At 70.4% G+C, this 23756-nt stretch carries 20 protein-coding genes; 16 read left to right on the top strand and 4 right to left on the bottom strand.

Annotated elements, in window-relative coordinates:
- Positions 1-77 precede the first annotated feature (77 nt).
- From AC07F0_RS22235 to mutM, 8 genes are all read left to right on the top strand, one after another.
- Positions 78-3329, top strand: coding sequence for a helicase-related protein (locus tag AC07F0_RS22235; RefSeq protein WP_478981226.1), 3252 nt, complete (start codon positions 78-80; stop codon positions 3327-3329).
- Between the two features lie 75 nt (positions 3330-3404).
- Positions 3405-4025, top strand: a complete 621-nt coding sequence (rsmD, locus tag AC07F0_RS22230; protein ID WP_478981420.1) for a 16S rRNA (guanine(966)-N(2))-methyltransferase RsmD — start codon at positions 3405-3407, stop codon at positions 4023-4025.
- A 26-nt stretch (positions 4026-4051) separates the two neighbouring features.
- Complete coding sequence (gene coaD / locus AC07F0_RS22225; protein WP_436726445.1) at positions 4052-4531, top strand: pantetheine-phosphate adenylyltransferase; 480 nt, start codon at positions 4052-4054, stop codon at positions 4529-4531.
- A 121-nt stretch (positions 4532-4652) separates the two neighbouring features.
- Positions 4653-5726, top strand: a complete 1074-nt coding sequence (locus AC07F0_RS22220) for an ATP synthase F0 subunit B (RefSeq protein ID WP_478981224.1) — start codon at positions 4653-4655, stop codon at positions 5724-5726.
- Positions 5727-5855: 129 nt separating this feature from the next.
- Positions 5856-6500: a YceD family protein gene (locus AC07F0_RS22215; protein WP_436726409.1), complete on the top strand. Its 645-nt coding sequence runs from the start codon at positions 5856-5858 to the stop codon at positions 6498-6500.
- Between the two features lie 2 nt (positions 6501-6502).
- Positions 6503-6676: a 50S ribosomal protein L32 gene (rpmF, locus tag AC07F0_RS22210; RefSeq protein ID WP_003951102.1), complete on the top strand. Its 174-nt coding sequence runs from the start codon at positions 6503-6505 to the stop codon at positions 6674-6676.
- A gap of 19 nt (positions 6677-6695) precedes the next feature.
- Complete coding sequence (rnc, locus tag AC07F0_RS22205; RefSeq protein ID WP_436726408.1) at positions 6696-7532, top strand: ribonuclease III; 837 nt, start codon at positions 6696-6698, stop codon at positions 7530-7532.
- Between the two features lie 112 nt (positions 7533-7644).
- Positions 7645-8505 (top strand): bifunctional DNA-formamidopyrimidine glycosylase/DNA-(apurinic or apyrimidinic site) lyase, encoded by an 861-nt coding sequence (mutM, locus tag AC07F0_RS22200; RefSeq protein WP_478981222.1) that lies wholly within the window; start codon positions 7645-7647, stop codon positions 8503-8505.
- On the opposite strand, the gene AC07F0_RS22195 is transcribed toward mutM, so the two are convergent.
- On the bottom strand, positions 8495-8893 hold the full coding sequence (locus AC07F0_RS22195; RefSeq protein ID WP_478981220.1) for a winged helix-turn-helix transcriptional regulator: 399 nt from the start codon (positions 8891-8893) through the stop codon (positions 8495-8497). The two genes, mutM and AC07F0_RS22195, sit on opposite strands and share 11 nt — an antisense overlap.
- 72 nt (positions 8894-8965) lie before the next feature.
- The gene (locus AC07F0_RS22190) at positions 8966-10120 is read right to left on the bottom strand and encodes a CAP domain-containing protein (protein ID WP_478981218.1); all 1155 of its coding nucleotides are present in this window, start codon (positions 10118-10120) and stop codon (positions 8966-8968) included.
- Positions 10121-10281: 161 nt separating this feature from the next.
- Between AC07F0_RS22190 and AC07F0_RS22185 the strand changes: the two genes are divergently transcribed.
- The 4 genes from AC07F0_RS22185 (at position 10282) to AC07F0_RS22170 (ending at position 16577) form a co-directional block, all read left to right on the top strand.
- On the top strand, positions 10282-10563 hold the full coding sequence (locus AC07F0_RS22185) for an acylphosphatase (protein ID WP_086840414.1): 282 nt from the start codon (positions 10282-10284) through the stop codon (positions 10561-10563).
- A 380-nt stretch (positions 10564-10943) separates the two neighbouring features.
- Positions 10944-11147 carry a hypothetical protein gene (locus AC07F0_RS22180; protein WP_003993245.1) on the top strand — a complete coding sequence of 68 codons (204 nt, stop codon included), beginning with the start codon at positions 10944-10946 and terminating at the stop codon, positions 11145-11147.
- A gap of 210 nt (positions 11148-11357) precedes the next feature.
- The gene (gene smc, locus AC07F0_RS22175; RefSeq protein WP_478981216.1) at positions 11358-14936 is read left to right on the top strand and encodes a chromosome segregation protein SMC; all 3579 of its coding nucleotides are present in this window, start codon (positions 11358-11360) and stop codon (positions 14934-14936) included.
- Between the two features lie 222 nt (positions 14937-15158).
- Complete coding sequence (locus AC07F0_RS22170; protein ID WP_478981214.1) at positions 15159-16577, top strand: sugar porter family MFS transporter; 1419 nt, start codon at positions 15159-15161, stop codon at positions 16575-16577.
- A gap of 105 nt (positions 16578-16682) precedes the next feature.
- Here AC07F0_RS22170 and AC07F0_RS22165 read toward each other — a convergent pair whose 3' ends face one another.
- Positions 16683-17654 carry an LLM class flavin-dependent oxidoreductase gene (locus AC07F0_RS22165; RefSeq protein WP_478981212.1) on the bottom strand — a complete coding sequence of 324 codons (972 nt, stop codon included), beginning with the start codon at positions 17652-17654 and terminating at the stop codon, positions 16683-16685.
- 150 nt (positions 17655-17804) lie between these two features.
- On the opposite strand from AC07F0_RS22165, the gene ftsY reads away from it, so the two are divergent.
- On the top strand, positions 17805-19004 hold the full coding sequence (gene ftsY / locus AC07F0_RS22160; RefSeq protein ID WP_391088922.1) for a signal recognition particle-docking protein FtsY: 1200 nt from the start codon (positions 17805-17807) through the stop codon (positions 19002-19004).
- A 115-nt stretch (positions 19005-19119) separates the two neighbouring features.
- Here the strand turns inward: ftsY and AC07F0_RS22155 are convergent, their stop codons facing one another.
- Positions 19120-19785, bottom strand: a complete 666-nt coding sequence (locus tag AC07F0_RS22155) for a bifunctional DNA primase/polymerase (protein WP_478981211.1) — start codon at positions 19783-19785, stop codon at positions 19120-19122.
- 445 nt (positions 19786-20230) lie between these two features.
- On the opposite strand from AC07F0_RS22155, the gene nsdA reads away from it, so the two are divergent.
- From nsdA to AC07F0_RS22140, 3 genes are all read left to right on the top strand, one after another.
- Positions 20231-21721: a transcriptional repressor NsdA gene (gene nsdA / locus AC07F0_RS22150; RefSeq protein WP_478981209.1), complete on the top strand. Its 1491-nt coding sequence runs from the start codon at positions 20231-20233 to the stop codon at positions 21719-21721.
- Positions 21722-22060: 339 nt separating this feature from the next.
- Complete coding sequence (locus tag AC07F0_RS22145) at positions 22061-23404, top strand: ammonium transporter (protein ID WP_436726398.1); 1344 nt, start codon at positions 22061-22063, stop codon at positions 23402-23404.
- Positions 23401-23739: a P-II family nitrogen regulator gene (locus AC07F0_RS22140; RefSeq protein ID WP_003993253.1), complete on the top strand. Its 339-nt coding sequence runs from the start codon at positions 23401-23403 to the stop codon at positions 23737-23739. The genes AC07F0_RS22145 and AC07F0_RS22140 overlap by 4 nt, the downstream gene beginning before the upstream one ends.
- Positions 23740-23756 lie beyond the last annotated feature (17 nt).

Raw genomic sequence — 23756 nt, 5'->3', positions numbered from 1 at the left:
CCTGACCAGGGATTTCCGGGACGTATACGGCGACCTGCGCCACGGCCTCTACGGCATTGTCAGTGGGGTGGTGTGCAATGGATCTCGTGCCCGCACTTCACGAACCGCTGCGACAACCACTGAAGTCGGTGCTCGGCCCCGCCACCGCGAAGGTGATGGCCGAGCACCTCGGCCTGCTCACCGTCGGCGACCTCCTCCACCACTACCCGCGCAGATACGAGGAGCGCGGCCAGCTCACACACCTCGCCGACCTCCCCATGGACGAGCACGTCACAGTGGTCGCCCAGGTCGCCGACGCCCGCCTGCACACCTTCGCCTCCGCCAGGGCCCCGCGCGGCAAGGGTCAGCGCCTTGAGGTCACGATCACGGACGGCAGCGGCCGCCTCCAACTCGTCTTCTTCGGCAACGGCGTTCACAAGCCCCACAAGGAGCTCCTGCCGGGCACCCGCGCGATGTTCGCGGGCAAGGTCTCCGTCTTCAACCGCCGCCTCCAACTGGCCCACCCAGCCTACGAGTTGCTGCGAGGCGACCCGGAGGAGTCCGTCGAGACATGGGCCGGCGCCCTGATCCCGATCTACCCGGCCACCGCCAAGCTGGAGTCCTGGAAGATCGGCAAGGCGCTCCAGACGGTCCTGCCCACCGCCCAGGAAGCGGTCGACCCGCTGCCGGACTCGCTGCGCGAGGGCCGCGGCCTGGTCTCCCTCCCCGAGGCCCTCCTGAAGATCCACCGCCCGCACACCAAGGCGGACATCGAGGACGCCCGCGCCCGCCTCAAATGGGACGAGGCCTTCGTCCTCCAGGTCGCCCTCGCCCGCCGCCGCCACGCGGACGCCCAGCTGCCCGCGGTCCCGCGCGAACCCAGCCCCGACGGCCTCCTCACGGCCTTCGACGCCCGCCTCCCCTTCACCCTCACCGAGGGCCAGCAGCGCGTCTCCCGGGAGATCTTCGACGACCTGGCGACCGACCACCCGATGCACCGGCTGTTGCAGGGGGAGGTCGGATCGGGCAAGGCCCAGCCCCTCGACTCGCTGGTGCTCACACCCACGGGCTTCCGAGCCATGGGGGATCTGCGGGTGGGCGACGAGGTGGTGGTGCCGGACGGGGACATCGCGCTGATCGATGGCGTCTTTCCTCAGGGGGAGCGCGATGTGTGGCGCTTGGTTCTGTCCGACGGGAGTTCCGTCGAGTGCGACGACGAGCATCTCTGGATCGTCGGTACGAGCTGTGGCTGGCACCGTGGCCAGGCTCCCAAGGTCATGACGACCCGGGAGATCCGTCTCGACACGTTCAAGGCCAACGGGTCGTCGAAGTGGTACATCCCGCCGGCAAAGCCGGTCGATCTCGGTGGCGACACCGGGCTGCCCCTCGACCCGTACCTGATCGGACTGCTGCTGGGGGACGGTTCGTTCCGGCACACTCTCCGTCTTTCCACCATCGACGACGAGATCCATGACGCGGTAGCGGCGGCAGTAGCGCCCGAATGCCGGCTGGTACCGGTGAAGGGATCGCACTGCGACTACACGATCCAGCTCAAGCAGCGTGCCGGAGGAGTGCGCAACCCAGTGATCCAGGTCCTGCGCGAGTTGGGCCTCTGGGGAACGACGTCCCACGACAAGTTCGTCCCTCAGGCTTTCAAGAACGCTCCGATCAAGGACCGTCTCGCTGTGTTGCAGGGACTTCTGGACACGGACGGCACTGTCCAAGCCGACGGCATGAACATCTCCCTCTGCTCGGCTTCGCGCCGACTCGCGGAGGACGTCGCATGGCTCGTACGTTCTCTGGGCGGCCGGGCGCGAGTGCTGCCGAAGAAGGCCGCGTACAACGTGCAGGTGTCCCTGCCGGACGCTTACCCCCCGTTCCGGCTCACCCGCAAAGCAGAACGCGTGCGTCCGAGGCCGAAGTACCACACGTTCCGGCGCGGCATCCGGGCGGTCGAGTACGTGGGGCGGAAGCCCGTCCAGTGCATCAGCGTCGCCCACCCGAGCCATGCGTACGTCACCGACAACTTCACCGTCACCCACAACACCATGGTCGCCCTGCGCGCCATGCTCGCCGTGGTCGACGCCGGCGGCCAGGCCGCCCTGCTCGCGCCCACCGAAGTGCTCGCCCAGCAGCACCACCGGTCGATCGTCGAGATGATGGGCGAGCTGGCCGAGGGCGGCATGCTGGGCGGAGCCGACCAGGCCACCAAGGTGGTGCTGCTCACCGGCTCCATGGGAGCGGCAGCCCGCCGCCAGGCCCTGCTCGACCTCACCACCGGCGAGGCCGGCATCGTCATCGGCACGCATGCGCTGATCGAGGACAAGGTGCAGTTCCACGACCTGGGCCTGGTCGTGGTCGACGAACAGCACCGCTTCGGCGTCGAGCAGCGCGACGCCCTGCGCGGCAAGGGCAAACAGCCCCCGCACCTCCTGGTCATGACGGCCACGCCGATCCCGCGCACGGTCGCCATGACGGTCTTCGGCGACCTGGAGACCTCCGTCCTGGACCAGCTCCCGGCCGGCCGCTCGCCGATCGCCAGCCATGTCGTCCCGGCCGCCGACAAGCCCCACTTCCTGTCCCGCGCCTGGGAACGGGTCCGCGAGGAAGTGGGCAACGGCCATCAGGCGTACGTGGTCTGCCCCCGCATCGGCGACGAGGAGGACGATCCGAAGAAGGCCGGCAAGAAGAAGTCCTCCGAGGCCCCCGGGCCCCCGGAGGACGCCGCGGAGAAGCGCCCGCCCCTCGCCGTCCTGGACGTGGCCGACCAGCTCGCCAGGGGCCCCCTCCAGGGCCTCCGCGTCGAGGTCCTGCATGGCCGGATGCATCCCGACGACAAGGACGCCGTCATGCGCCGCTTCGCCGCCGGCGAGACCGACGTCCTGGTCGCCACGACGGTCATCGAGGTCGGCGTCAACGTCCCCAACGCCACGGTCATGGTGATCATGGACGCCGACCGCTTCGGCGTCTCCCAGCTCCACCAGCTGCGCGGCCGCGTGGGCCGTGGCTCGGCCCCCGGCCTGTGCCTCCTGGTCAGCGAGATGCCCGAGGCGAGCCCGGCCCGCCAGCGCCTGAACGCCGTCGCCGCGACCCTCGACGGCTTCGAACTCTCCCGCATCGACCTCGAACAGCGCCGGGAGGGCGACGTCCTCGGCCAGGCCCAGTCGGGCGCCCGCACCAGCCTGAGGATGCTCGCGGTCATCGAGGACGAGGAGATCATCGCCGAGGCGAGGGAAGAGGCGGCAGCGGTGGTGGCCAAGGACCCGGAGCTGACCCACCTCCCGGCCCTGCGGACGGCACTGGACGCCCTCTTGGACGAGGAGAGGGAGCAGTACTTGGAAAAGGGGTGATGCAAGTTGCCCTCAGGGGCGCGGGGCCGTAGTCCAAATGCGGCTACCGCCACGCGGGCGTGACCAGCCACACTGATACCTGAAGCCGCCCACCACCAAGGACCACAGATGACCCGCGTGATCGCCGGCACGGCCGGCGGACGCCGCCTGGCCGTCCCGCCAGGAACAGGAACCCGCCCCACATCGGACCGCGCCCGAGAGGGCCTCTTCTCCACCTGGCAGTCCCTCCTCGGCGGCCCGCTGGAAGGCGAACGCGTCCTCGACCTCTACGCCGGCTCCGGCGCGGTAGGCCTGGAGGCGCTCTCCCGCGGCGCCGGTCACGCCCTCCTGGTCGAGGCCGACGCCAAGGCCGTCAGGACGGTTCGCGGCAACGTGAAGTCCCTCGGCCTCCCCGGCGCCGAGGTCAGATCAGGCAAAGCGGAACAGATCATCCGGACATCACCCCCCGGCGACCCCTACGACCTGGTCTTCCTCGACCCGCCGTACGCCGTCACGGACGACGATCTTCGCGAGATCCTGCTCACACTCCGCACGGAAGGCTGGCTCACCGAAGAAGCCCTCGTCACCGTGGAGCGCAGCACCAGAGGCGGTGAATTCCGTTGGCCCGAGGGCTTCGAAGCCCTCCGGGCCCGTCGCTACGGCGAGGGAACGTTTTGGTACGGTCGCGCCGCCTCTACGTGCGAAGACGCACGATGACCGGACCGGAGAGCGAGGGATCACAAGTGCGCCGCGCCGTATGTCCCGGGTCGTTCGACCCGATCACCAACGGACACCTCGACATCATCTCCCGCGCCTCCAGGCTGTACGACGAGGTCTACGTCGCGGTGATGATCAACCAGTCGAAGAAGGGCCTGTTCGAGATCGACGAGCGGATCGACCTGATCCGCCGGGTCACCGCCGAGTACGGCAACGTCCGCGTCGAAGCCTTCCACGGCCTGCTCGTCGACTTCTGCAAGCAGCGCGACATCCCCGCGATCGTCAAGGGCCTGCGCGCGGTCAGCGACTTCGACTACGAGCTGCAGATGGCCCAGATGAACAACGGCCTCTCGGGCGTGGAGACCCTCTTCATCCCCACCAACCCCACCTACAGCTTCCTGTCGTCCTCCCTGGTCAAGGAGGTCGCGACCTGGGGCGGCGACGTCTCGCACCTGGTTCCGGCGGAGGTCCTCCAGGCCCTCGGCGAGCGCCTGAGGCAGGACTGAACCCGCCCCGGGCGCCCCACCGGACCCTGACAGGCCGTCACCCGGTGTTCCCCGGCATCCCCCTGGCCGTACAGTCGTCCCGTCCGTCTCCAACGCATCTGTAGAGAGTGGCGAGCACACGGTGGACGTGCAGAAGAAGCTCGACGAGATCGTCGCCGCGGTCTCCGGCGCCCGGTCCATGCCCATGTCGGCCTCGTGCGTGGTCAACCGCGCCGAACTGCTCTCCATGCTGGAGGAGGTGCGCGCGGCGCTGCCCGGCTCCCTCGCCCAGGCCCAGGAGCTGATCGGCGACCGCGAGCAGATGGTCGAACAGGCCCGCCAGGAGGCCGAGCGGATCATTCAGGCCGCGCACGCCGAGCGCGGCTCACTGATCTCCGACACCGAGGTCGCCCGCCGTTCCCAGGCCGAGGCCGACCGGATCCTCGCCGAGGCCCGCCAGGAGGCCGAGGAGATCCGCGCCGAGGCCGACGAGTACGTCGACTCCAAGCTCGCCAACTTCGAGGTCGTCCTCACCAAGACCCTCGGCTCCGTGGGCCGCGGCCGCGAGAAGCTCCTCGGCACCGGCCCCGGCACCGACGAGCAGGGCTACGAGGACGAGGACGCCCCCGAGCGCAGCCAGGACCCGGAGACCCAGCGCCGCAGCGCCGACGAGTACGTCGACGTCAAGCTCGGCGCCTTCGAGGCGGTTCTCGCCAAGACGCTGGACGCCGTCGGTCGCGGCCGGCAGAAGCTGCACGGCCGGATCGCCACCGACGACCTCGGCTCACTCGCCGACGACACCAGCACCGTCCAGCACTCCAGCGACGCCGACTACCTCGCCGGCCTGGCCGCCCTCGCGGACGAGAAGCCCCCGGCCGAGCAGCCCGCCCAGCAGCAGGACTACGGGCAGCCGCAGCCGGCCTACGGCTACCGGCAGCAGCCCGACTCCTACGGCGGCTACCCGCAGCAGCCGTACGCGGCCCAGCAGGACCCGTACGGCTACCAGCAGGCCGATCCCTACGCCTACCAGGGCTACGACCCCCAGCAGGCCGCGTACGACCCGAACCAGGCCCAGCAGGCCCAGCAAGGGCAGCAGCCACAGCCCGGGCAGCAGGGCCACCAGGGATACGCCCTGGACGAGACCAGCCTGTTCGACACCGGCATGATCAGCGCCGAGCAGCTCCGGGCCTACGAGCAGGGCCGCGGCAACGGCTGAGCACCGGATTGGGCCGACGGGCAAAGGTCCAGTATCCTGGCTCTTCGGTCGCGCGTACGTCCGCGATCACCGCTGCCCGGGAACACCGAAGGGCGGCGTCCCCCTCAGCTCAGCAGACCGAAAGCAGGAATGGCCCTGAACGCCCGCCTCGACCACCGCAACCCCCTCGTGTTCGACACACACGAGCTGGGCCGGCGGCCTGGTGCGCTGCAGCGCCTGACCCGCACGGTCGACGCTCCCCAGGACCTCGGTATCAAGGGAGTCATCGGAGTGCCGCAAGGCGCCCCGGTGGAGCTCGAACTCCGCCTGGAGTCGGTCATGGAAGGGGTGCTCGTCACGGGCACCGCCCGTGCCGCCGCCGAGGGGGAGTGCGTAAGGTGTCTGGAGCCGCTTCAGCTCGACGTCGAAGCGGAGTTCCAGGAGATGTTCTCGTACCCTGACGCCGACGACCGGGGCCGCGTGATCGCGGAACCGGGCGACGACGCCGAGGACGACGAGGACAGGCTCTTCCTCGAGGACGGCCTGTTCGACCTCGAGCCCGTGCTGCGTGATGCGGTGGTGCTCGCACTGCCGATGCAGCCGGTGTGCCAGGAAGACTGCCCTGGTCTGTGTGCCGAGTGCGGCGCACGGCTGGCGGACGACCCGGACCACCACCATGACGCCGTCGACATCCGTTGGGCGGCATTGCAGGGACTCGCCGACACCATGTCGGACGGCGAGAAGGACGAGATGAGCGGCGCCGAACCGGGCGTCGACGAGAAGCAGGAGAAGTAGCCGTGGCTGTTCCGAAGCGGAAGATGTCGCGCAGCAACACGCGCCACCGCCGGTCGCAGTGGAAGGCTGCGGTCCCCACCCTGGTTGCGTGCGAGCGCTGCCACGAGCCCAAGCAGCAGCACATCGCGTGCCCCTCGTGCGGCACTTACAACAAGCGCCAGGTCCTCGAGGTCTGAGCGGCTGGTGAGAGGCACTGTGTCCACGCCTAAGAACAAGTCTTCCCGCGTGAGCGGGAGCGCAACGGCGGACAACCAGGCCTCGTCCCACACGCTTCTGGAAGGGCGGCTCGGCTACAAGGTCGAGTCCGCCCTTCTGGTGCGAGCACTGACCCACCGGTCGTACGCATACGAGAACGGCGGTCTGCCGACCAACGAGCGTCTGGAGTTCCTCGGGGACTCCGTGCTCGGCCTGGTCGTCACGGACACGCTGTACCGCACCCACCCCGACCTGCCAGAAGGCCAGCTGGCCAAGCTGCGGGCAGCGGTGGTGAACTCGCGTGCGCTCGCCGAGGTGGGCCGCGGGCTCGACCTGGGCTCCTTCATCCGGCTCGGCCGGGGTGAAGAGGGCACGGGCGGCCGGGACAAGGCGTCCATCCTCGCCGACACCCTCGAAGCGGTGATCGGCGCGGTCTATCTCGACCAAGGGCTGGACTCGGCGGCGGAGCTGGTGCACCGCCTGTTCGACCCCCTGATCGAGAAATCCTCGAACCTCGGAGCCGGCCTGGACTGGAAGACCAGTCTCCAGGAGCTCACCGCGACCGAGGGGCTCGGCGTGCCCGAGTACCTGGTCACGGAGACCGGCCCCGACCACGAGAAGACCTTCACTGCTGCCGCCCGCGTCGGAGGCGTCTCGTACGGCACCGGCACCGGCCGCAGCAAGAAGGAGGCGGAGCAGCAGGCCGCCGAGTCAGCCTGGCGGTCCATCCGGGCCGCGGCGGACGAGCGCGCCAAGGCGGCCAAGGCCGCCGAGGCGACGCAGACGGCGGCGGCTCAGGCCGCCCACGCGGCCGTCGACGGCAGCGTCGAGGGCTGACAGCCACCGCCCGGCACCTCAGCCGGGCGGCCGGTACAGCACAGCGCGACCCGAGCGCCCGCCCCTGCCCGGGGCGGGCGCTCGGGCATCCAGGTTTGTGACGGGGGACCCCATGCCCGAGTTGCCCGAGGTCGAGGTCGTACGGCGCGGTCTGGAGCGGTGGGTCGCCCACCGGACCGTCGGCGAGGCCGAGGTGCTGCACCCGCGCGCGGTGCGCCGCCACCTCGCGGGCGCCGACGACTTCGCGCACTGCCTGAAGGGCCACCGCATCGGCGTCCCGAGCCGCCGCGGCAAGTACCTGTGGCTGCCTCTGGAGGACACGGACCAGTCGATCCTGGCCCACCTCGGCATGAGCGGCCAGCTGCTGGTCCAGCCGCACACGGCCCCGGACGAGAAGCACCTGCGCATCCGCGTCCGCTTCACCGACGCGCTGGGCACCGAACTCCGCTTCGTCGACCAGCGCACCTTCGGCGGCCTGTCACTGCACGACAACACCCCCGACGGCCTGCCCGACGTCATCGCGCACATCGCCCGCGACCCGCTCGACCCGCTCTTCGACGACGAGGCCTTCCACCGGGCGCTGCGCCGCAAGCGGTCCACGATCAAGCGGGCCCTGCTCGACCAGTCGCTGATCAGCGGCGTCGGCAACATCTACGCGGACGAGGCCCTGTGGCGGGCCCGCATCCACTACGAGCGCCCGACCGCGACCTTCACCCGCCCACGGAGCCTGCTGCTCCTGGGCCATGTGCGGGACGTGATGAACGCGGCCCTCGCGGTGGGGGGCACCAGCTTCGACAGCCTGTACGTCAACGTCAACGGCGAGTCGGGCTACTTCGACCGGTCCCTCGACGCCTACGGCCGCGAGGGCCTGCCCTGCCGGCGCTGCGGCACCCCGATACGCCGGCGGCCCTGGATGAACCGGTCGAGCTACTACTGCCCGAAGTGCCAGCGGCCGCCCCGCATCACGCCCTAGCGGAGTCGTACCGCCCGCGCGCGGCGATGACCTCGTCCATGCTGCCCTCCACGAAGTGGATCAGGGCGAGCAGCCGCTCGGCCACGCCGCGCCCCAGCGGCGTCAGTTCGTAGTCCACGCGGGGCGGGTTGGTCGGCTGCGCCTCGCGGTGCACCAGGCCGTCGCGCTCCAGCGCGTGCAGCGTCTGGGAGAGCATCTTCTCGCTGACGCCGTCGACGCGGCGACGCAGCTCGTTGAAGCGGAGCGAACCCTCGTACAGGGCGCCCAGCGTCAGTGCGCCCCAGCGGCCCGTGACGTGCTCCAGCGTGCCGCGCGAGGGGCAGGCCTTGGCGAACACGTTGTACGGGAGGTCGTCCGGCCCCGCCGCGGGCTCCTGGGTGGTGGTCATATGCCCAGCCTACGCCAGCACAGCGCTAACCAACAGGTGGCGCTAACTGTTGGTTAGCGTCATCCGGCAGGCTCAGTATCCGAAGTTCTGGGTCCACCACGGGCCGCCCGACCCGAACTCGACACCGACGCCCAGCGTCTTGAAGTCGCAGTTCAGGATGTTGGCGCGGTGGCCGGGGCTGTTCATCCAGGCGTCCATCACGGCTGCGGCGTCGGCCTGGCCGCGGGCTATGTTCTCCCCGCCGAGGTTGGATATCCCGGCCTTCTCGGCCCGGTCCCACGGCGTCCTGCCGTCCGGGTCGGTGTGGTCGAAGAAGCCCCGCTCGGCCATGCTCTCGCTGTAGTTCTGCGCCAGCTCGGTCAGCGCGCTGTTCGCCGCGACCGCACTGCACCCCACCTTGGCCCGCTCCTCGTTCACCAGCTTGAGCACCTGGGCCGCGGCGGCGGACTCCCCCGAGAGGGCGGCGGACGCGCTGGGGGGCTGCGGCGCCTTCGTGGCCGTACGGGAGGGGGTGGTGTCCGGCTTCTCGCGGGGGGTGGCCGCCGGCTGCTTCTTCTCCGGGGTCTTCTCCTGCGTCTTCTCCGGCTTCTCCGGCGTCTTCGTCTTCTCCGGCGACTTCGTCGGCGCGGCCGACGACTTCGAGGCGGACGGCGACGGCGACAGGGAGCGCTCGGCGTCGCGGCTCGTGGGCGCGCCGTCCCGGTCGTCGGCGCTGCCGGTGGTGCCGCCCTGCTCGATCGGGCTGTTGGTCGGGGTGTCCCCGGCCTGCACCTTGTCGGCGCCGCCACCACCGAGCTGGTAGTTCTCGAGGCCGGGCACCGCGCCCGTCGCCACCGCGACCGTGCCGAGCGCGACCGCCGCGGACACGCCGAGCAGCCCGGTGCGCATCGGCCGTGCGGGCTTCTTCCGGCGGCGGTGCGAGCCGGGGCGCCGGGCACCGCCGTCGGGCGTGAAGCCGTCGGCGGCGAAGACGGCCGTGTCGGCGCTCCGGGCGTCGTAGCCGCCACCCTGCTCGGAGGCGCCCGTGTCGAACAGGTAGGCCTCGCTCTTCGCGTAGGTGCCGGCGTACGCCTCGGGGTTCAGGTAGGGCGCGATGCCCATCGCCCGGTCGTCTCCCGCGGGGGAGTGCAGCGGGCCGTGGCCTGCCGCGGAGCCGTCGGCCTGCGTGATCGCCTCGGCGCGGCCCGTGGCGGCGCGGCCGGCGGCGGAGCGTCGGTGGCGTCCCATGTCCTGGCCTTCCTCGTCCTGGCGGTCGACTCGTCCTCGAGATCAACACCAAACTCACTCGATCGTGTGAGTTTCATATGAGATTCGTTGGGTGGGGACGGTACCGCATGGCGCAAGTGGAGGAAGTGCCCGGAGCGAGTTCGGGCGGTTAGGTTGCAGTCATGAGCGAGGATGTGCGACTGGTCGCCTGGGTGCGTGGACGCGTCCAAGGTGTGGGTTTCCGCTGGTTCACGCGAGCCAAGGCCCTGGAGATCGGCGGCCTGAGTGGTTTTGCTCTCAATTTGGGCGACGGACGCGTCCAAGTGGTCGCGGAGGGCGCGCGCGAGGGTTGCGAAGGCCTGCTGGAGTGGCTCCAGGGTGACGACACGCCCGGCCGCGTGGACGGGGTCACCGAGATCTGGGACACACCTCGCGGAGGCTACGAGGGCTTCGCCATCCGCTGACCCCTCGCCGCCGGGCGGTCCCCGGGGCCGCCCGCGGACCGGCCGCCGAGGGTCTCCCCGAACGGAAACTTGCTGGTGATTGCCGAGAATCACTTGCCTCGGCAGGTCGGACACGCAAGGATGATCGCCACGCCCCGAAGGCCCCGCAGTAGCCGCAGCATCGCCGTTCCAGGCCGTGCGCGCCCGGGTCGCCGCCAATACGGGGCGTGATCGTGTTGACCGTCAAACTTTTTGGTGAGACGCTGAAAGCACCCCGCGCACCTAGCTGTTTGGCATGGCTGAACGGCAGCACAACTCCAGGCCCTGCCAAGCTGCGGGTGCGGAATCCCTCACGACCCACACCGCATCGGTCGGTCACTCATTGTGGAGGACCATCCATCATGGCAAAGGCGCTTCTCGGTTACGTCGGCGGCTCCGACCCTCGACTCCTCGCCGAGATGCGACGGCTCCAGCAGCGTGTCCAGGACCTGGAATCCGAACTCGTACGGATCCAGGCCGAGAACGAAGCGCTGACGGCTGCCGCTTCTCACGACAGGATCATGGAGAGCGTTGACGCACACCAGGCGGAGCCTGCGCTCACCTGATCACTGCACCGCTCCACAACAGCACCGCAGTGGTTGGGCCGCCCGTCACAACCGCTGAGTTGTCAGAAGTGCAAGGGACGCCGTAGGCGTCCCTTCTTTCTTGCCCCCGCATCCTTTCACCGTCTTTAACGTCTGGTGTGCCCTGTGCGTTCAGCGGCGAAACCGCGGGTTCATGGAGTGAGACGAACCCGGGCGGTAGAGTCCGGCGGCGTGCACCTCAAGGCCCTGACCCTCCGCGGGTTCAAGTCGTTCGCATCGGCGACCACACTCCGGTTCGAGCCGGGCATCACCTGCGTCGTCGGACCGAACGGCTCGGGCAAGTCCAACGTCGTCGACGCGCTCAGCTGGGTCATGGGCGAGCAGGGCGCCAAGTCGCTGCGCGGCGGCAAGATGGAGGACGTCATCTTCGCCGGCACCACCGGCCGCCCCCCGCTGGGCCGGGCCGAGGTGTCCCTGACCATCGACAACTCCGACGGGGCCCTGCCCATCGAGTACGCCGAGGTCACCATCACGCGGATCATGTTCCGTAACGGCGGCAGCGAGTACCAGATCAACGGCGACACGTGCCGCCTCCTCGACATCCAGGAGCTCCTCTCCGACTCCGGCATCGGCCGCGAGATGCACGTCATCGTCGGGCAGGGCCAGCTCGACTCCGTGCTGCACGCCGACCCGATGGGCCGCCGGGCCTTCATCGAGGAGGCCGCCGGCGTCCTCAAGCACCGCAAGCGCAAGGAGAAGGCGCTGCGCAAGCTGGACGCGATGCAGGCCAACCTCGCGCGCGTGCAGGACCTCACCGACGAGCTCCGACGGCAGCTCAAGCCCCTCGGCCGCCAGGCCGCCGTCGCGCGCCGGGCCGCCGTCATCCAGGCCGACCTGCGCGACGCCCGGCTGCGCCTGCTGGCCGACGACCTCGTACGGCTCCGGGAAGCCCTCAAGGCCGAGGTCGCCGACGAGGCCGCGCTGAAGGAACGCAAGGAGGCCGCGGAGCAGGAGCTGCGCAAGGCGCTCCAGCGTGAGGCGCTCCTGGAGGACGAGGTACGGCAGCTCACGCCGCGCCTGCAGCGCACTCAGCAGACCTGGTACGAGCTCTCCCAGCTGGCCGAGCGGGTGCGCGGCACGATCTCGCTGGCCGACGCCCGCGTGAAGAGCGCCACCTCCGCACCTCCCGAGGAACGGCGCGGCCGCGACCCGGAGGACATGGAGCGCGAGGCCGCCCGCATCCGTGAGCAGGAGGCCGAGCTGGAAGCGGCCCTGGAAGCGGCCGAACGCGCCCTCGAAGACACGGTCGCCCACCGCGCCGAGCTGGAGAGCGCCCTGGCCCAGGAGGAACGGCGCCTGAAGGATGCCGCCCGCGCCATCGCCGACCGGCGCGAGGGCCTGGCCCGGCTCAGCGGCCAGGTCAACGCGGCCCGCTCCCGCGCCGCCTCCGCCCAGGCCGAGATCGAACGCCTGGCCGCCGCCCGCGACGAGGCGCAGGAACGTGCCGTCGCCGCCCAGGAGGAATACGAGGCCCTCAAGGCCGAGGTCGACGGCCTGGACGCCGGCGACGCGGAACTCGCCGAGCAGCACGAGGCCGCGAAACAACGGCTCGCCGAGGCCGAGGCAGCCCTCACGGCGGCCCGCGAGGCGACCACGGCGGCGGAACGCAAGCGCGCCGCGACCCAGGCCCGCCACGAGGCCCTGGCACTCGGCCTGCGCCGCAAGGACGGCACGGGGATACTGCTCGCGGCGAAAGACCGCCTCTCAGGCCTCCTCGGCCCGGCGGCGGAACTCCTGACGGTGACCCCCGGCCACGAGGTCGCTGTCGCCGCTGCGTTCGGGGCGGCGGCGGACGCGATCGCGGTCACGACGCCGACCTCGGCGGCAGAGGCGATCAGACTCCTCCGCAAACAGGACGGAGGCCGGGCGACTCTGCTCCTGGCAGGAGATCCCCGCCCTGGGGGCGCGGGGTACTGCGCGACCAGCCCCGACGAACCCGCGGACGCTCGGCACACCTTCGCCGCCGACTTGGTCCGCGGCCCCTCCGACCTCATGCCCGCCGTACGCCGCCTCCTGCAGGGGATCGTCGTCGTGAGCACCCTGGAGGACGCCGAAGACCTCGTCTACGCCCACCCCGACCTCACCGCCGTCACGTCCGAGGGCGACCTCCTCGGCGCCCACTTCGCCCACGGCGGCTCCGCGGGCGCCCCCAGCCTCCTCGAAGTACAAGCCTCGGTGGACGAGGCAGCCGCAGAGCTGGAAGAGCTGGCCGTCCGCTGCGAGGCGCTGACCGAGGCCCAGCAGGCGGCGGTGGAACGCCGCAGGGAGTGCGCCGCGCTGGTCGAGGAGCTGGGGGAGCGGCGCCGGGCCGCCGACCGGGAGAAGTCCGCCGTGGCCCAGCAGCTCGGCCGGCTCGCCGGGCAGGCACGAGGCGCGGCGGGAGAGGCCGAGCGCTCCACCGCCGCCGCGGCCCGGGCCCAGGAGGCCCTCGACAAGGCGCTGCAGGAGGTCGAGGAACTCGCCGAGCGGCTCGCCGTCGCCGAGGAGATGCCGATCGAGGAGGAGCCCGACACCTCCGTACGGGACCGGCTCGCCGCCGACGGTGCCAACGCGCGGCAGACGGAGATGGAGGCCCGCCTCCAGGTCCGTACGCACGAGGAACGGGTCAAGGGACTGGCCGGACGGGCCGACTCCCTGGACCGGGCCGCACGCGCGGAGCGCGAGGCACGCGCGCGTGCCGAGCAGCGGCGGGCCCGTCTGCGGCACGAGGCGGCCGTCGCCGAGGCCGTCGGCTCGGGCGCCCGGCAGCTGCTCGCGCACGTCGAGGTCTCCCTCGCACGCGCCGACGAGGAACGCACCGCCGCCGAGGCCGCCAAGGCCCGCCGTGAACAGGAACTCGCCCGCGCCCGCACCGAGGGACGCGATCTCAAGGCCGAACTCGACAAGTTGACGGATTCGGTCCACCGCGGCGAGGTACTCGGCGCCGAGAAGCGGCTGCGGATCGAGCAGCTGGAGACCAAGGCGCTGGAGGAGCTGGGTGTCGAACCGGCGGGGCTGGTGGCGGAGTACGGACCGCACCAGCTCGTGCCGCCCTCGCCCCCCGCCGAGGGCGAGGAGCTGCCGGAGGACCCGGAGCACCCGCGCAACAGGCCGAAGCAGTTCGTCCGGGCCGAGCAGGAGAAGCGCCTGAAGTCGGCCGAGCGCGCCTACCAGCAGCTCGGCAAGGTGAACCCGCTCGCCCTGGAGGAGTTCGCGGCGCTGGAGGAACGCCACCAGTTCCTCAGCGAGCAGCTGGAGGACCTCAAGAAGACGCGGGCGGATCTCCTCCAGGTGGTGAAGGAGGTCGACGAGCGTGTCGAGCAGGTCTTCACCGAGGCCTACCGGGACACGGCCCGGGAGTTCGAGGGCGTCTTCAGCCGGCTGTTCCCGGGGGGTGAGGGGCGGCTGATCCTGACCGACCCCGACAACATGCTCACCACGGGCGTCGACGTCGAGGCCCGGCCGCCGGGCAAGAAGGTCAAGCGGCTGTCGCTGCTCTCCGGAGGGGAGCGGTCGCTGACCGCCGTGGCGCTGCTGGTGTCGATCTTCAAGGCCCGGCCCAGCCCGTTCTACGTCATGGACGAGGTCGAGGCCGCCCTCGACGACACCAACCTCCAGCGGCTCATCCGGATCATGCAGGAGCTCCAGGAAGCCTCCCAGCTGATCGTCATCACCCACCAGAAGCGCACGATGGAGGTCGCCGACGCGCTGTACGGCGTCTCCATGCAGGGCGACGGTGTGTCGAAGGTCATCAGCCAGCGTCTCCGCTAGATGGGTGTGCTCTACACCTATCCCACCTGCGGCTCTTAATGGCTTCAATACTTGAACACGCCACCGTCACACTCCTGCCTCAGATTCATGGCTGTTGACCTATTGACTTCGAAACTTGAAGGCATAGTCTCGGCAACGTTCCTTTTACCTTCAGGTACCTTCAGGTGGCACCTCGAAGGCTGATTCGCTCCGGCAGCGTTGCCGGTGGCCCGAGGAGTACACGTGACCAGCACAGCGCAGGCACCCAAGTCCGGAGCCAGGGCGGCTCATCCCGAGCATCTCGGGCATGTCATCTTCATCGCGGCGGCGGCCGCGATGGGTGGTTTCCTCTTCGGCTACGACAGTTCCGTGATCAACGGCGCCGTCGAGGCCATCCGGGACCGCTACGACGTCGGCTCCGCAGCCCTCGCCCAGGTCATCGCCATCGCCCTCATCGGCTGCGCCATAGGCGCCGCGACCGCCGGCCGCATCGCCGACCGCATCGGCCGCATACGGTGCATGCAGATCGCCGCCGTCCTCTTCACGGTCAGCGCCGTCGGCTCGGCCCTGCCCTTCGCGCTGTACGACCTCGCCTTCTGGCGCGTCGTCGGCGGCTTCGCCATCGGTATGGCCTCCGTGATCGGCCCGGCCTACATCGCCGAGGTCGCCCCGCCCGCCTACCGCGGCCGGCTCGGCTCCTTCCAGCAGGCCGCGATCGTCATCGGCATCGCCGTGTCGCAGCTGGTCAACTGGGGTGTGCTGAACGCCGCCGACGGCGACCAACGCGGCAAGCTGATGGGCCTGGAGGCCTGGCAGGTCATGCTCGGCGTCATGGTCGTCCCGGCCGTCCTCTATGGGCTGCTCTCCTTCGTCATCCCGGAGTCCCCGCGCTTCCTCATCTCCGTCGGCAAGCACGAGCGCGCCCGGGAGATCCTCACCGAGGTCGAGGGCACGGGCGTCGACCTGGACGCCCGTGTCACCGAGATCGAGCACGCCATGAAGAGCGAGCACAAGTCCAGCTTCAAGGACCTGCTCGGCGGCGGCTTCCTCTTCAAGCCGATCGTCTGGGTCGGCATCGGCCTTTCGGTCTTCCAGCAGTTCGTCGGCATCAACGTCGCGTTCTACTACTCCTCGACGCTGTGGCAGTCGGTCGGCGTCGACCCGACGGACTCGTTCTTCTACTCCTTCACCACGTCGATCATCAACATCGTCGGCACCGTCATCGCGATGATCTTCGTCGACCGCATCGGCCGCCGGCCGCTCGCGATCATCGGCTCGGTCGGCATGGTCGTCGGCCTGGCGCTGGAGGCCTGGGCGTTCTCGTACCACCTGGTCGACGGCAAGCTGCCCGCCACGCAGGGCTGGATCGCCCTGATCGCCGCGCACATCTTCGTCCTCTTCTTCGCCCTGTCCTGGGGTGTGGTCGTCTGGGTCTTCCTCGGCGAGATGTTCCCCAACAAGATCCGTGCCGCCGCCCTGGGCGTGGCCGCGGCCGCGCAGTGGATCGCCAACTGGGCGATCACCGCGAGCTTCCCGTCGCTGGCCGACTGGAACCTCTCCGCGACCTACGTGATCTACACGGTCTTCGCCGCGCTCTCCATCCCGTTCGTCCTGAAGTTCGTCAAGGAGACGAAGGGCAAGGCTCTGGAGGAGATGGGCTGAGTCCGTCCCGCACACTCGGGGAGGAGGGCCAAAGTCCCCGCTGCCCCTCTCCCCGTAACCCGCCGCCGCCCCGGTTCGGCCACTGCCCGAGCCGGGGCGGCGGTCTCATGCCGCCAGCCGGGGCAGCACCTGCTCGCAGAACAGGTGCAGACTGCGCCATCCCTCGTCCACCGGCATCCCGCCCGCGAGCGGATGCAGCACGTAGGAGTCCAGGCCCAGCGCCACACAGGCATCCGGCGTGAGGATCCGGTACACGCCCTCGGCACGCAGCTCCTGAACCGTCGCCGCGGCCGACTTCACCGCGGACCGCACTGCGCCCGACTGCCAGGAGGCGTACGTCCGTGCCTCGTGCAGGAAGTGCTCCCCGTACTGAGCCCAGGCCCGGTCCGGGTCCTCGGCGACATGCAGCAGCGGTGTCTCGGCGGCGGGCATCATCACCCAGCCGTCGGTGCCGTACTCGGTGAGGCGCTCCTTGTAGTACGCCTCCAGCTCCGGCAGATGCGCGCTGGGGAAGAAGGGCAGGCCGAGCCGGGCGGCCCGGCGGGCGGCTGCCTTGGAGGAACCGCCGACCAGGAGCAGGGGGTGCGGTTCGGTGTACGGACGCGGGGTGATGCGGACCGTGCGGCCCCGGAAGGCGAAGGGCTCGCCCGTCCACGCCTTCAGCAGTGTCTCCAGGAGCTCGTCCTGGAGCCGCCCGCGCCGGGCGAAGTCCACGCCGAACAGGTCGTACTCCTCGGGCCGGTACCCGATTCCGGCGACCGTCACCAGCCGGCCGCCGCTCAGCAGGTCCAGCACGGCGATCTCCTCGGCGAGCCGCAGCGGGTCGTGCAGCGGGCCGATGACCGCCGAGACCGTGACCGCGACACGCCGGGTCGCGCCGAAGACGGCCCCCGCGAAGGCGAACGGCGACGGCAGCCAGTTGTTGCCGGCCCCGTGGTGCTCCTCGGTCTGCACGGTGGTCACGCCCCGGTCGTCGGCGTACGAGGCCATCTCCAGGGCCGCCCGGTAACGGGCGCCGAGCTCGGCGGGGGCGGCCCCGGGAGCGACGAGGTTGAAGCGTACGACCGAGACGGGCATGGGACGTCCCCCTTCACCGGGCGGGTGTCCGGAGGACGTTAGCTGACGGTGCGTCAGACATCCAGGGGTGTGGAGATCCGGCGGCCCTGGCGCCGGGAGGGTGGCACAAGCCGCGTGACCCGGGGCCCCATGACTGATACTGGACGCGTTATGGACATCGTCATCCTTGCTGTAGTCATCGCCGTGGTCGTGCTCGGCGCGCTCGGCGGGCTCATCGTCGGCAGCCGGCGCAAGAAGCAGCTGCCCCCGCCCCCGCCCGCAGCGCCCGACATCACCGCCCCACCGGCCGAGCCGCACGTCGGCGACGAGGCCGAGACGCCGCGGGAGGAACCGCGGCGCACGATAGAGGAGGTGGATCTCCCGGACGGCTCGGCTCCGGTCGTCGTCGAGGAGCCGCCCGCCGAGGCTCCCGAGATCGAGATCCCGGAGCCCACCGCGGGCCGCCTGGTCCGGCTGCGGGCCCGGCTCTCCCGCTCGCAGAACGCTCTCGGCAAGGGCCTGCTGACCCTGCTGTCGCGCGAGCACCTCGACGAGGACACCTGGGAGGAGATCGAGGACACGCTGCTCACCGCAGACGTCGGCGTGCAGCCCACCCAGGAACTGGTCGAGCGCCTGCGCGAGCGCGTGAAGGTGCTCGGCACCCGCACCCCCGACGAACTGCGCACCCTGCTGCGCGAGGAACTGATCACGCTGGTCGGCCCGGACATGGACCGCGCGGTCAAGACCGAGCCGGAGGACCGCAAGCCCGGCATCGTGATGGTCGTCGGCGTCAACGGCACCGGCAAGACCACCACCACAGGCAAGCTCGCGCGTGTCCTGGTGGCCGACGGCCAGAGCGTCGTGCTCGGCGCCGCCGACACCTTCCGGGCCGCCGCCGCCGACCAGCTCCAGACCTGGGGCGAGCGCGTCGGCGCCCACACCGTGCGCGGACCGGAGGGCGGCGACCCGGCCTCCGTCGCCTTCGACGCGGTCAAGGAGGGCAAGGAGATGGGCGCGAACGTCGTGCTCATCGACACCGCCGGCCGGTTGCACACCAAGACCGGCCTCATGGACGAGCTCGGCAAGGTCAAGCGGGTCGTGGAGAAGCAGGCCCCGGTGGACGAGGTGCTGCTCGTGCTCGACGCCACCACCGGGCAGAACGGCCTGGTCCAGGCCCGGGTCTTCGCCGAGGTCGTCGACATCACCGGCATCGTCCTCACCAAGCTGGACGGCACGGCCAAGGGCGGCATCGTGGTCGCGGTCCAGCGCGAGCTGGGTGTCCCGGTGAAGCTGGTCGGGCTCGGAGAGGGCGCGGACGACCTGGCGCCGTTCGAGCCGGAGGCGTTCGTTGACGCTCTTATCGGAGAGTGAGCTGCGGCCACTGCCGAGGAGTCACCTACGGAAGTCTGTATGTGATGCGGTCGCGAAGCGCCCGTCCCGATACGCAGTCGGGACGGGCGCTTCGTTGTGTACGGATGCTTGCCGGCTATGCCCGTGACCGGTGCGCCACGTACGCCAGCGTGCCCAGCACCAGCCGGGCCTCCGGCGGCCGGCAGGCCGAGTCCAGGGCGGGGGAGCGCAGCCAGCGCACCGGGCCGAGACCACCGCGGTCGGAGGGCGGCGCCGTGATGTGCGCGCCGGGGCCGAGGCCGTGCAGGTCGAGGGCGGCCGGGTCGTCCCAGCCCATGCGGTAGAGCAGGCCGGGCAGGTCGGCGGCGGCGCCGGGGGCGACGAAGAAGTGGGCGCGGCCCTCCGGCGTCGCCGCGACCGGGCCGACGGGCAGACCCATGCGCTCCAGCCGGGCGAGGGCGCGGCAGCCCGCGGGTTCGGCCACCTCGATGACGTCGAACGCCCGGCCGACCGGCAGCATCACCGAGGCGCCGGGGAACTCGCCCCAGGTCTCGGTCACGTCGTCCAGCGTCGCTCCGGCGGGGATCACCGGCGCGAAGTCCAGCGGATGCGCGCCCGGCGCCGGGCAGTCGCGGCGGCCGCAGGAGCAGGCGCCCGCGGCGGCCCGGGCGCCAGGCACCACGTCCCAGCCCCACAACCCGGTGTACTCGGCCACGGCCGTGCCGTCCGACGTGCGACCGCGGCGGCGTGAGCCGGACCGGATGTCGCGCATGCCCCGGCTGATGCCGATCGTGAAGCCCATGCCCCCTCCAACGGGTCCGACGCACCGGCAGTTACGCTGCGGACGCGGTGCGTGACTCTCTGTTTCCGCCTTCCCGGCGGCGACCGGTTCACGCCGCGCCCGGAGGTACTCAGGGTGGTGTGCCCGGCGACACGCGCCCCCGAGTGCATCGCTGCGCCCGCTCCTGGTTGTGCTGTGTCAAGTGAATCGCGGTCGCGCGCACGTGAGTTCATTCGATGGGGTGGCGAATGGTGGCGTTTCCGTGTGAGACGTGGCTGGACGGGTGATCGTAGGATTACTTTGTGTGCACGAGTCCTGGGGGCACATGCGCTCGTGGGTATGCCGGAGGCAAGTCGGTATTCCGTTCGAAGGGTGACAAGGACCGGACGGGCGGCCGTACGAACCGGCATGCTGATAGGGCTTGGCGCACTCGGCGACAAGTGGTCTCAGGGATGGGGGCGTTCCAGTGAGCGGCAACGGCGGAAGCGGGACAAACGCTGCACACGCTGACAAGCGCCCGAACGAGCTGCTCACCTCCTGGTTCGTGCGCAGCGGCTGGTCCAAGGGCGAACTCGCCCGCCAGGTGAACCGCCGGGCCCGCCAGCTGGGCGCCAACCACATCTCCACGGACACCTCGCGCGTGCGCCGCTGGCTCGACGGCGAGAATCCGCGCGAGCCGATCCCCAAGATCCTGTCCGAGCTGTTCTCGGAGCGCTTCGGCGTCGTCGTCTCCGTCGAGGACCTGGGGCTGCGCACCGCGCGCCAGTCACCCTCTGTGACCGGCGTCGACCTGCCGTGGACGGGCCCGCAGACCGTGGCCCTGCTCAGCGAGTTCTCGCGCAGCGACCTGATGCTGGCGCGGCGCGGCTTCCTCGGGAGCTCGCTGGTGCTGTCTGCGGGCCCGGCCCTCATCGAGCCCATGCAGCGCTGGCTCGTCCCCTCGCCGCCGGCCCCGCGTTCCGAGCCGGAGCCCGCGGCCGGCACCTCCGGGCGGGCCCGCGGCCGGCTCTCCAAGCCGGAACTGGACCTCCTGGAGTCCACGACGGTGATGTTCCGGCAGTGGGACGCCCAGTGCGGCGGCGGTCTGCGCCGCAAGGCGGTCGTCGGCCAGCTCCACGAGGTGACGGACCTCCTCCAGGAGCCCCAGCCCGAGGCCACCACCCGGCGCCTGTTCAAGGTCGCCGCCGAGCTCGCCGAGCTGGCCGGCTGGATGTCGTACGACATCGGGCTCCAGCCGACCGCCCAGAAGTACTTCGTCCTCGCGCTGCACGCCGCCAAGGAGGCCGGTGACCGGCCCCTCGGTTCGTATGTACTGTCCAGCATGAGCCGGCAGATGATCCACCTCGGTCGGCCCGACGACGCGCTGGAGCTGATCCACCTCGCGCAGTACGGCAGCCGGGACTGCGCGAGCCCGCGCACGCAGTCGATGCTGTATGCGATGGAGGCCCGCGCCTACGCCAACATGGGCCAGCCCGGCAGGTGCAAGCGGGCGGTCCGGATGGCCGAGGACACCTTCGCCGACGCCGACGAGTGGGACGAGCCCGACCCCGACTGGATCCGCTTCTTCTCCGAGGCCGAGCTGTACGGCGAGAACTCGCACTCGTACCGCGACCTGGCCTATGTCGCCGGCCGCAGCCCGACGTACGCCTCGCTGGCCGAGCCCCTGATGAAGCGGGCCGTGGAGCTCTTCGCCGAGGACGGCGAGCACCAGCGGTCGTACGCGCTGAACCTGATCGGCATGGCCACGGTGAACCTCCTGCAGCGCGAGCCCGAGCAGTGCACGGTGTACGCGTCCCAGGCCATGCAGGTCGCCAAGAAGGTCCGCTCCGAGCGGGTCAACACTCGTATCCGAAAGACGGTCGACACGGCCGCACGTGACTTCGGCGGCCTGGGCGAGGTCGTCGACCTCACCGAGCGGCTCGCCGCCGAGCTGCCTGAGACGGCAGAGGCGGTCTGAGCTGCCGTCCTCCGAGAATCCGCCCATCCCCTGAACCCCGGCCGCGGCCGGTCCTCCCGAACTGCCCGACTCGGCTCCCCCATGCCAGGTCATCGGAAGGCCAACCGCGGCCGGACCTGCTTCCTCGCGGAAGATTGCGTCACGATAACGATCGACGCGCCCAGGATCCGGCAGTTCATCGAGGCGTAACACACAGAGCGCCTTCGTCACGGCGGCGAAACAACGAGGGGCTTCCACCGAAACCGCGCTGCGCCAATCTCGTGGCGCATAACCGGCCCACCCCTCATTCCGCTCGAGGCTTCGCCCGCACGGGGCCGTACCAACGACGAGGAGACGCCGATGGCACCAGCCATCACCCTTGCCGCAGAAGCACCCAAGCTGTCTGCCGCCAACACAGGGTTCATGCTCATCTGTTCCGCCCTGGTGATGCTCATGACCCCGGGCCTGGCCTTCTTCTACGGAGGCATGGTCCGCGTCAAGAGCACCTTGAACATGCTGATGATGAGCTTCATCAGTCTCGGGATCGTCACCATCCTGTGGGTGCTGTACGGCTTCTCCATGGCGTTCGGCACCGATTCCGGCAGCCTCATCGGCTGGAACTCCGACTGGCTCGGCCTCAGCAACATCGGCCTGACCCAGCTGTGGGACGGCTACACCATCCCGATCTTCGTGTTCATGGTCTTCCAGCTGATGTTCGCCATCATCACGCCCGCCCTCATCAGCGGTGCCCTCGCCGACCGCGTGAAGTTCAGCGCGTGGGCGCTGTTCATCACCCTGTGGGCCACGGTCGTCTACTTCCCGGTCGCGCACTGGGTCTGGGGCGCCGGCGGCTGGGCCTTCGAGCTGGGTGTGATCGACTTCGCCGGTGGTACGGCGGTCCACATCAACGCCGGTGCCGCCGCGCTCGGCGTGATCCTCGTCATCGGCAAGCGCGTCGGCTTCAAGAGGGACCCGATGCGTCCGCACAGCCTGCCGCTGGTCATGCTCGGCGCCGGTCTGCTGTGGTTCGGCTGGTTCGGCTTCAACGCCGGCTCGTGGCTCGGCAACGACGACGGCGTCGGCGCGCTGATGTTCGTCAACACGCAGATCGCCACCGCCGCCGCCATGCTGGCCTGGCTCGCCTACGAGAAGATCCGCCACGGCGCGTTCACCACGCTGGGCGCCGCCTCCGGCGCGGTCGCCGGTCTGGTCGCCATCACCCCGTCCGGTGGTGCGGTCAGCCCGCTCGGCGCGATCGCCGTCGGCGTCATCGCCGGCGTGCTGTGCGCCATGGCCGTCGGCCTGAAGTACAAGTTCGGCTACGACGACTCGCTCGACGTCGTCGGCGTCCACCTGGTCGGCGGTGTCGTCGGCTCCCTGCTGATCGGCTTCTTCGCCAGCGGCCACGGCCAGTCCGACGTCGCGGGCCTCTTCTACGGCGGCGGCCTGACCCAGTTCTGGAAGCAGTGCGCCGGTGTCTTCGCCGTGCTCGCCTACTCGCTGATCGTCTCCGCGATCCTCGCCTTCATCCTCGACAAGACCATCGGTATGCGGGTCCCCGAGGACGACGAGATCGCCGGCATCGACCAGGCCGAGCACGCCGAGACCGCATACGACTTCAGCGGCGCCGGTGGCGGTGCCGCCAAGACCGGAGCCGCCGCGGCCGCCGTGGCCGGCGCCGAGAGCAAGAAGGTGGACGCATGAAGCTCATCACCGCCGTCGTGAAGCCGCACCGGCTCGACGAGATCAAGGAAGCCCTCCAGGCCTTCGGAGTGCACGGCCTGACGGTCACCGAGGCCAGCGGCTACGGTCGTCAGCGGGGCCACACCGAGGTCTACCGCGGTGCCGAGTACACGGTCGACCTGGTCCCCAAGATCCGCATCGAGGTCCTGGTCGAGGACGACGACGCCGAGCAGCTGATCGATGTCGTGGTCAAGGCGGCCCGCACCGGCAAGATCGGTGACGGCAAGGTCTGGTCCATCCCGGTCGACACGGCCGTACGGGTCCGGACCGGCGAGCGCGGCCCCGACGCGCTCTGAGGCAGGCAAACAGAACA

This window comes from Streptomyces sp. NPDC045955 (assembly GCF_056430805.1).
The sequence above is the reverse complement of the archived record's forward strand: the minus strand, read 5'-3'. Positions and strand labels throughout refer to the sequence as shown.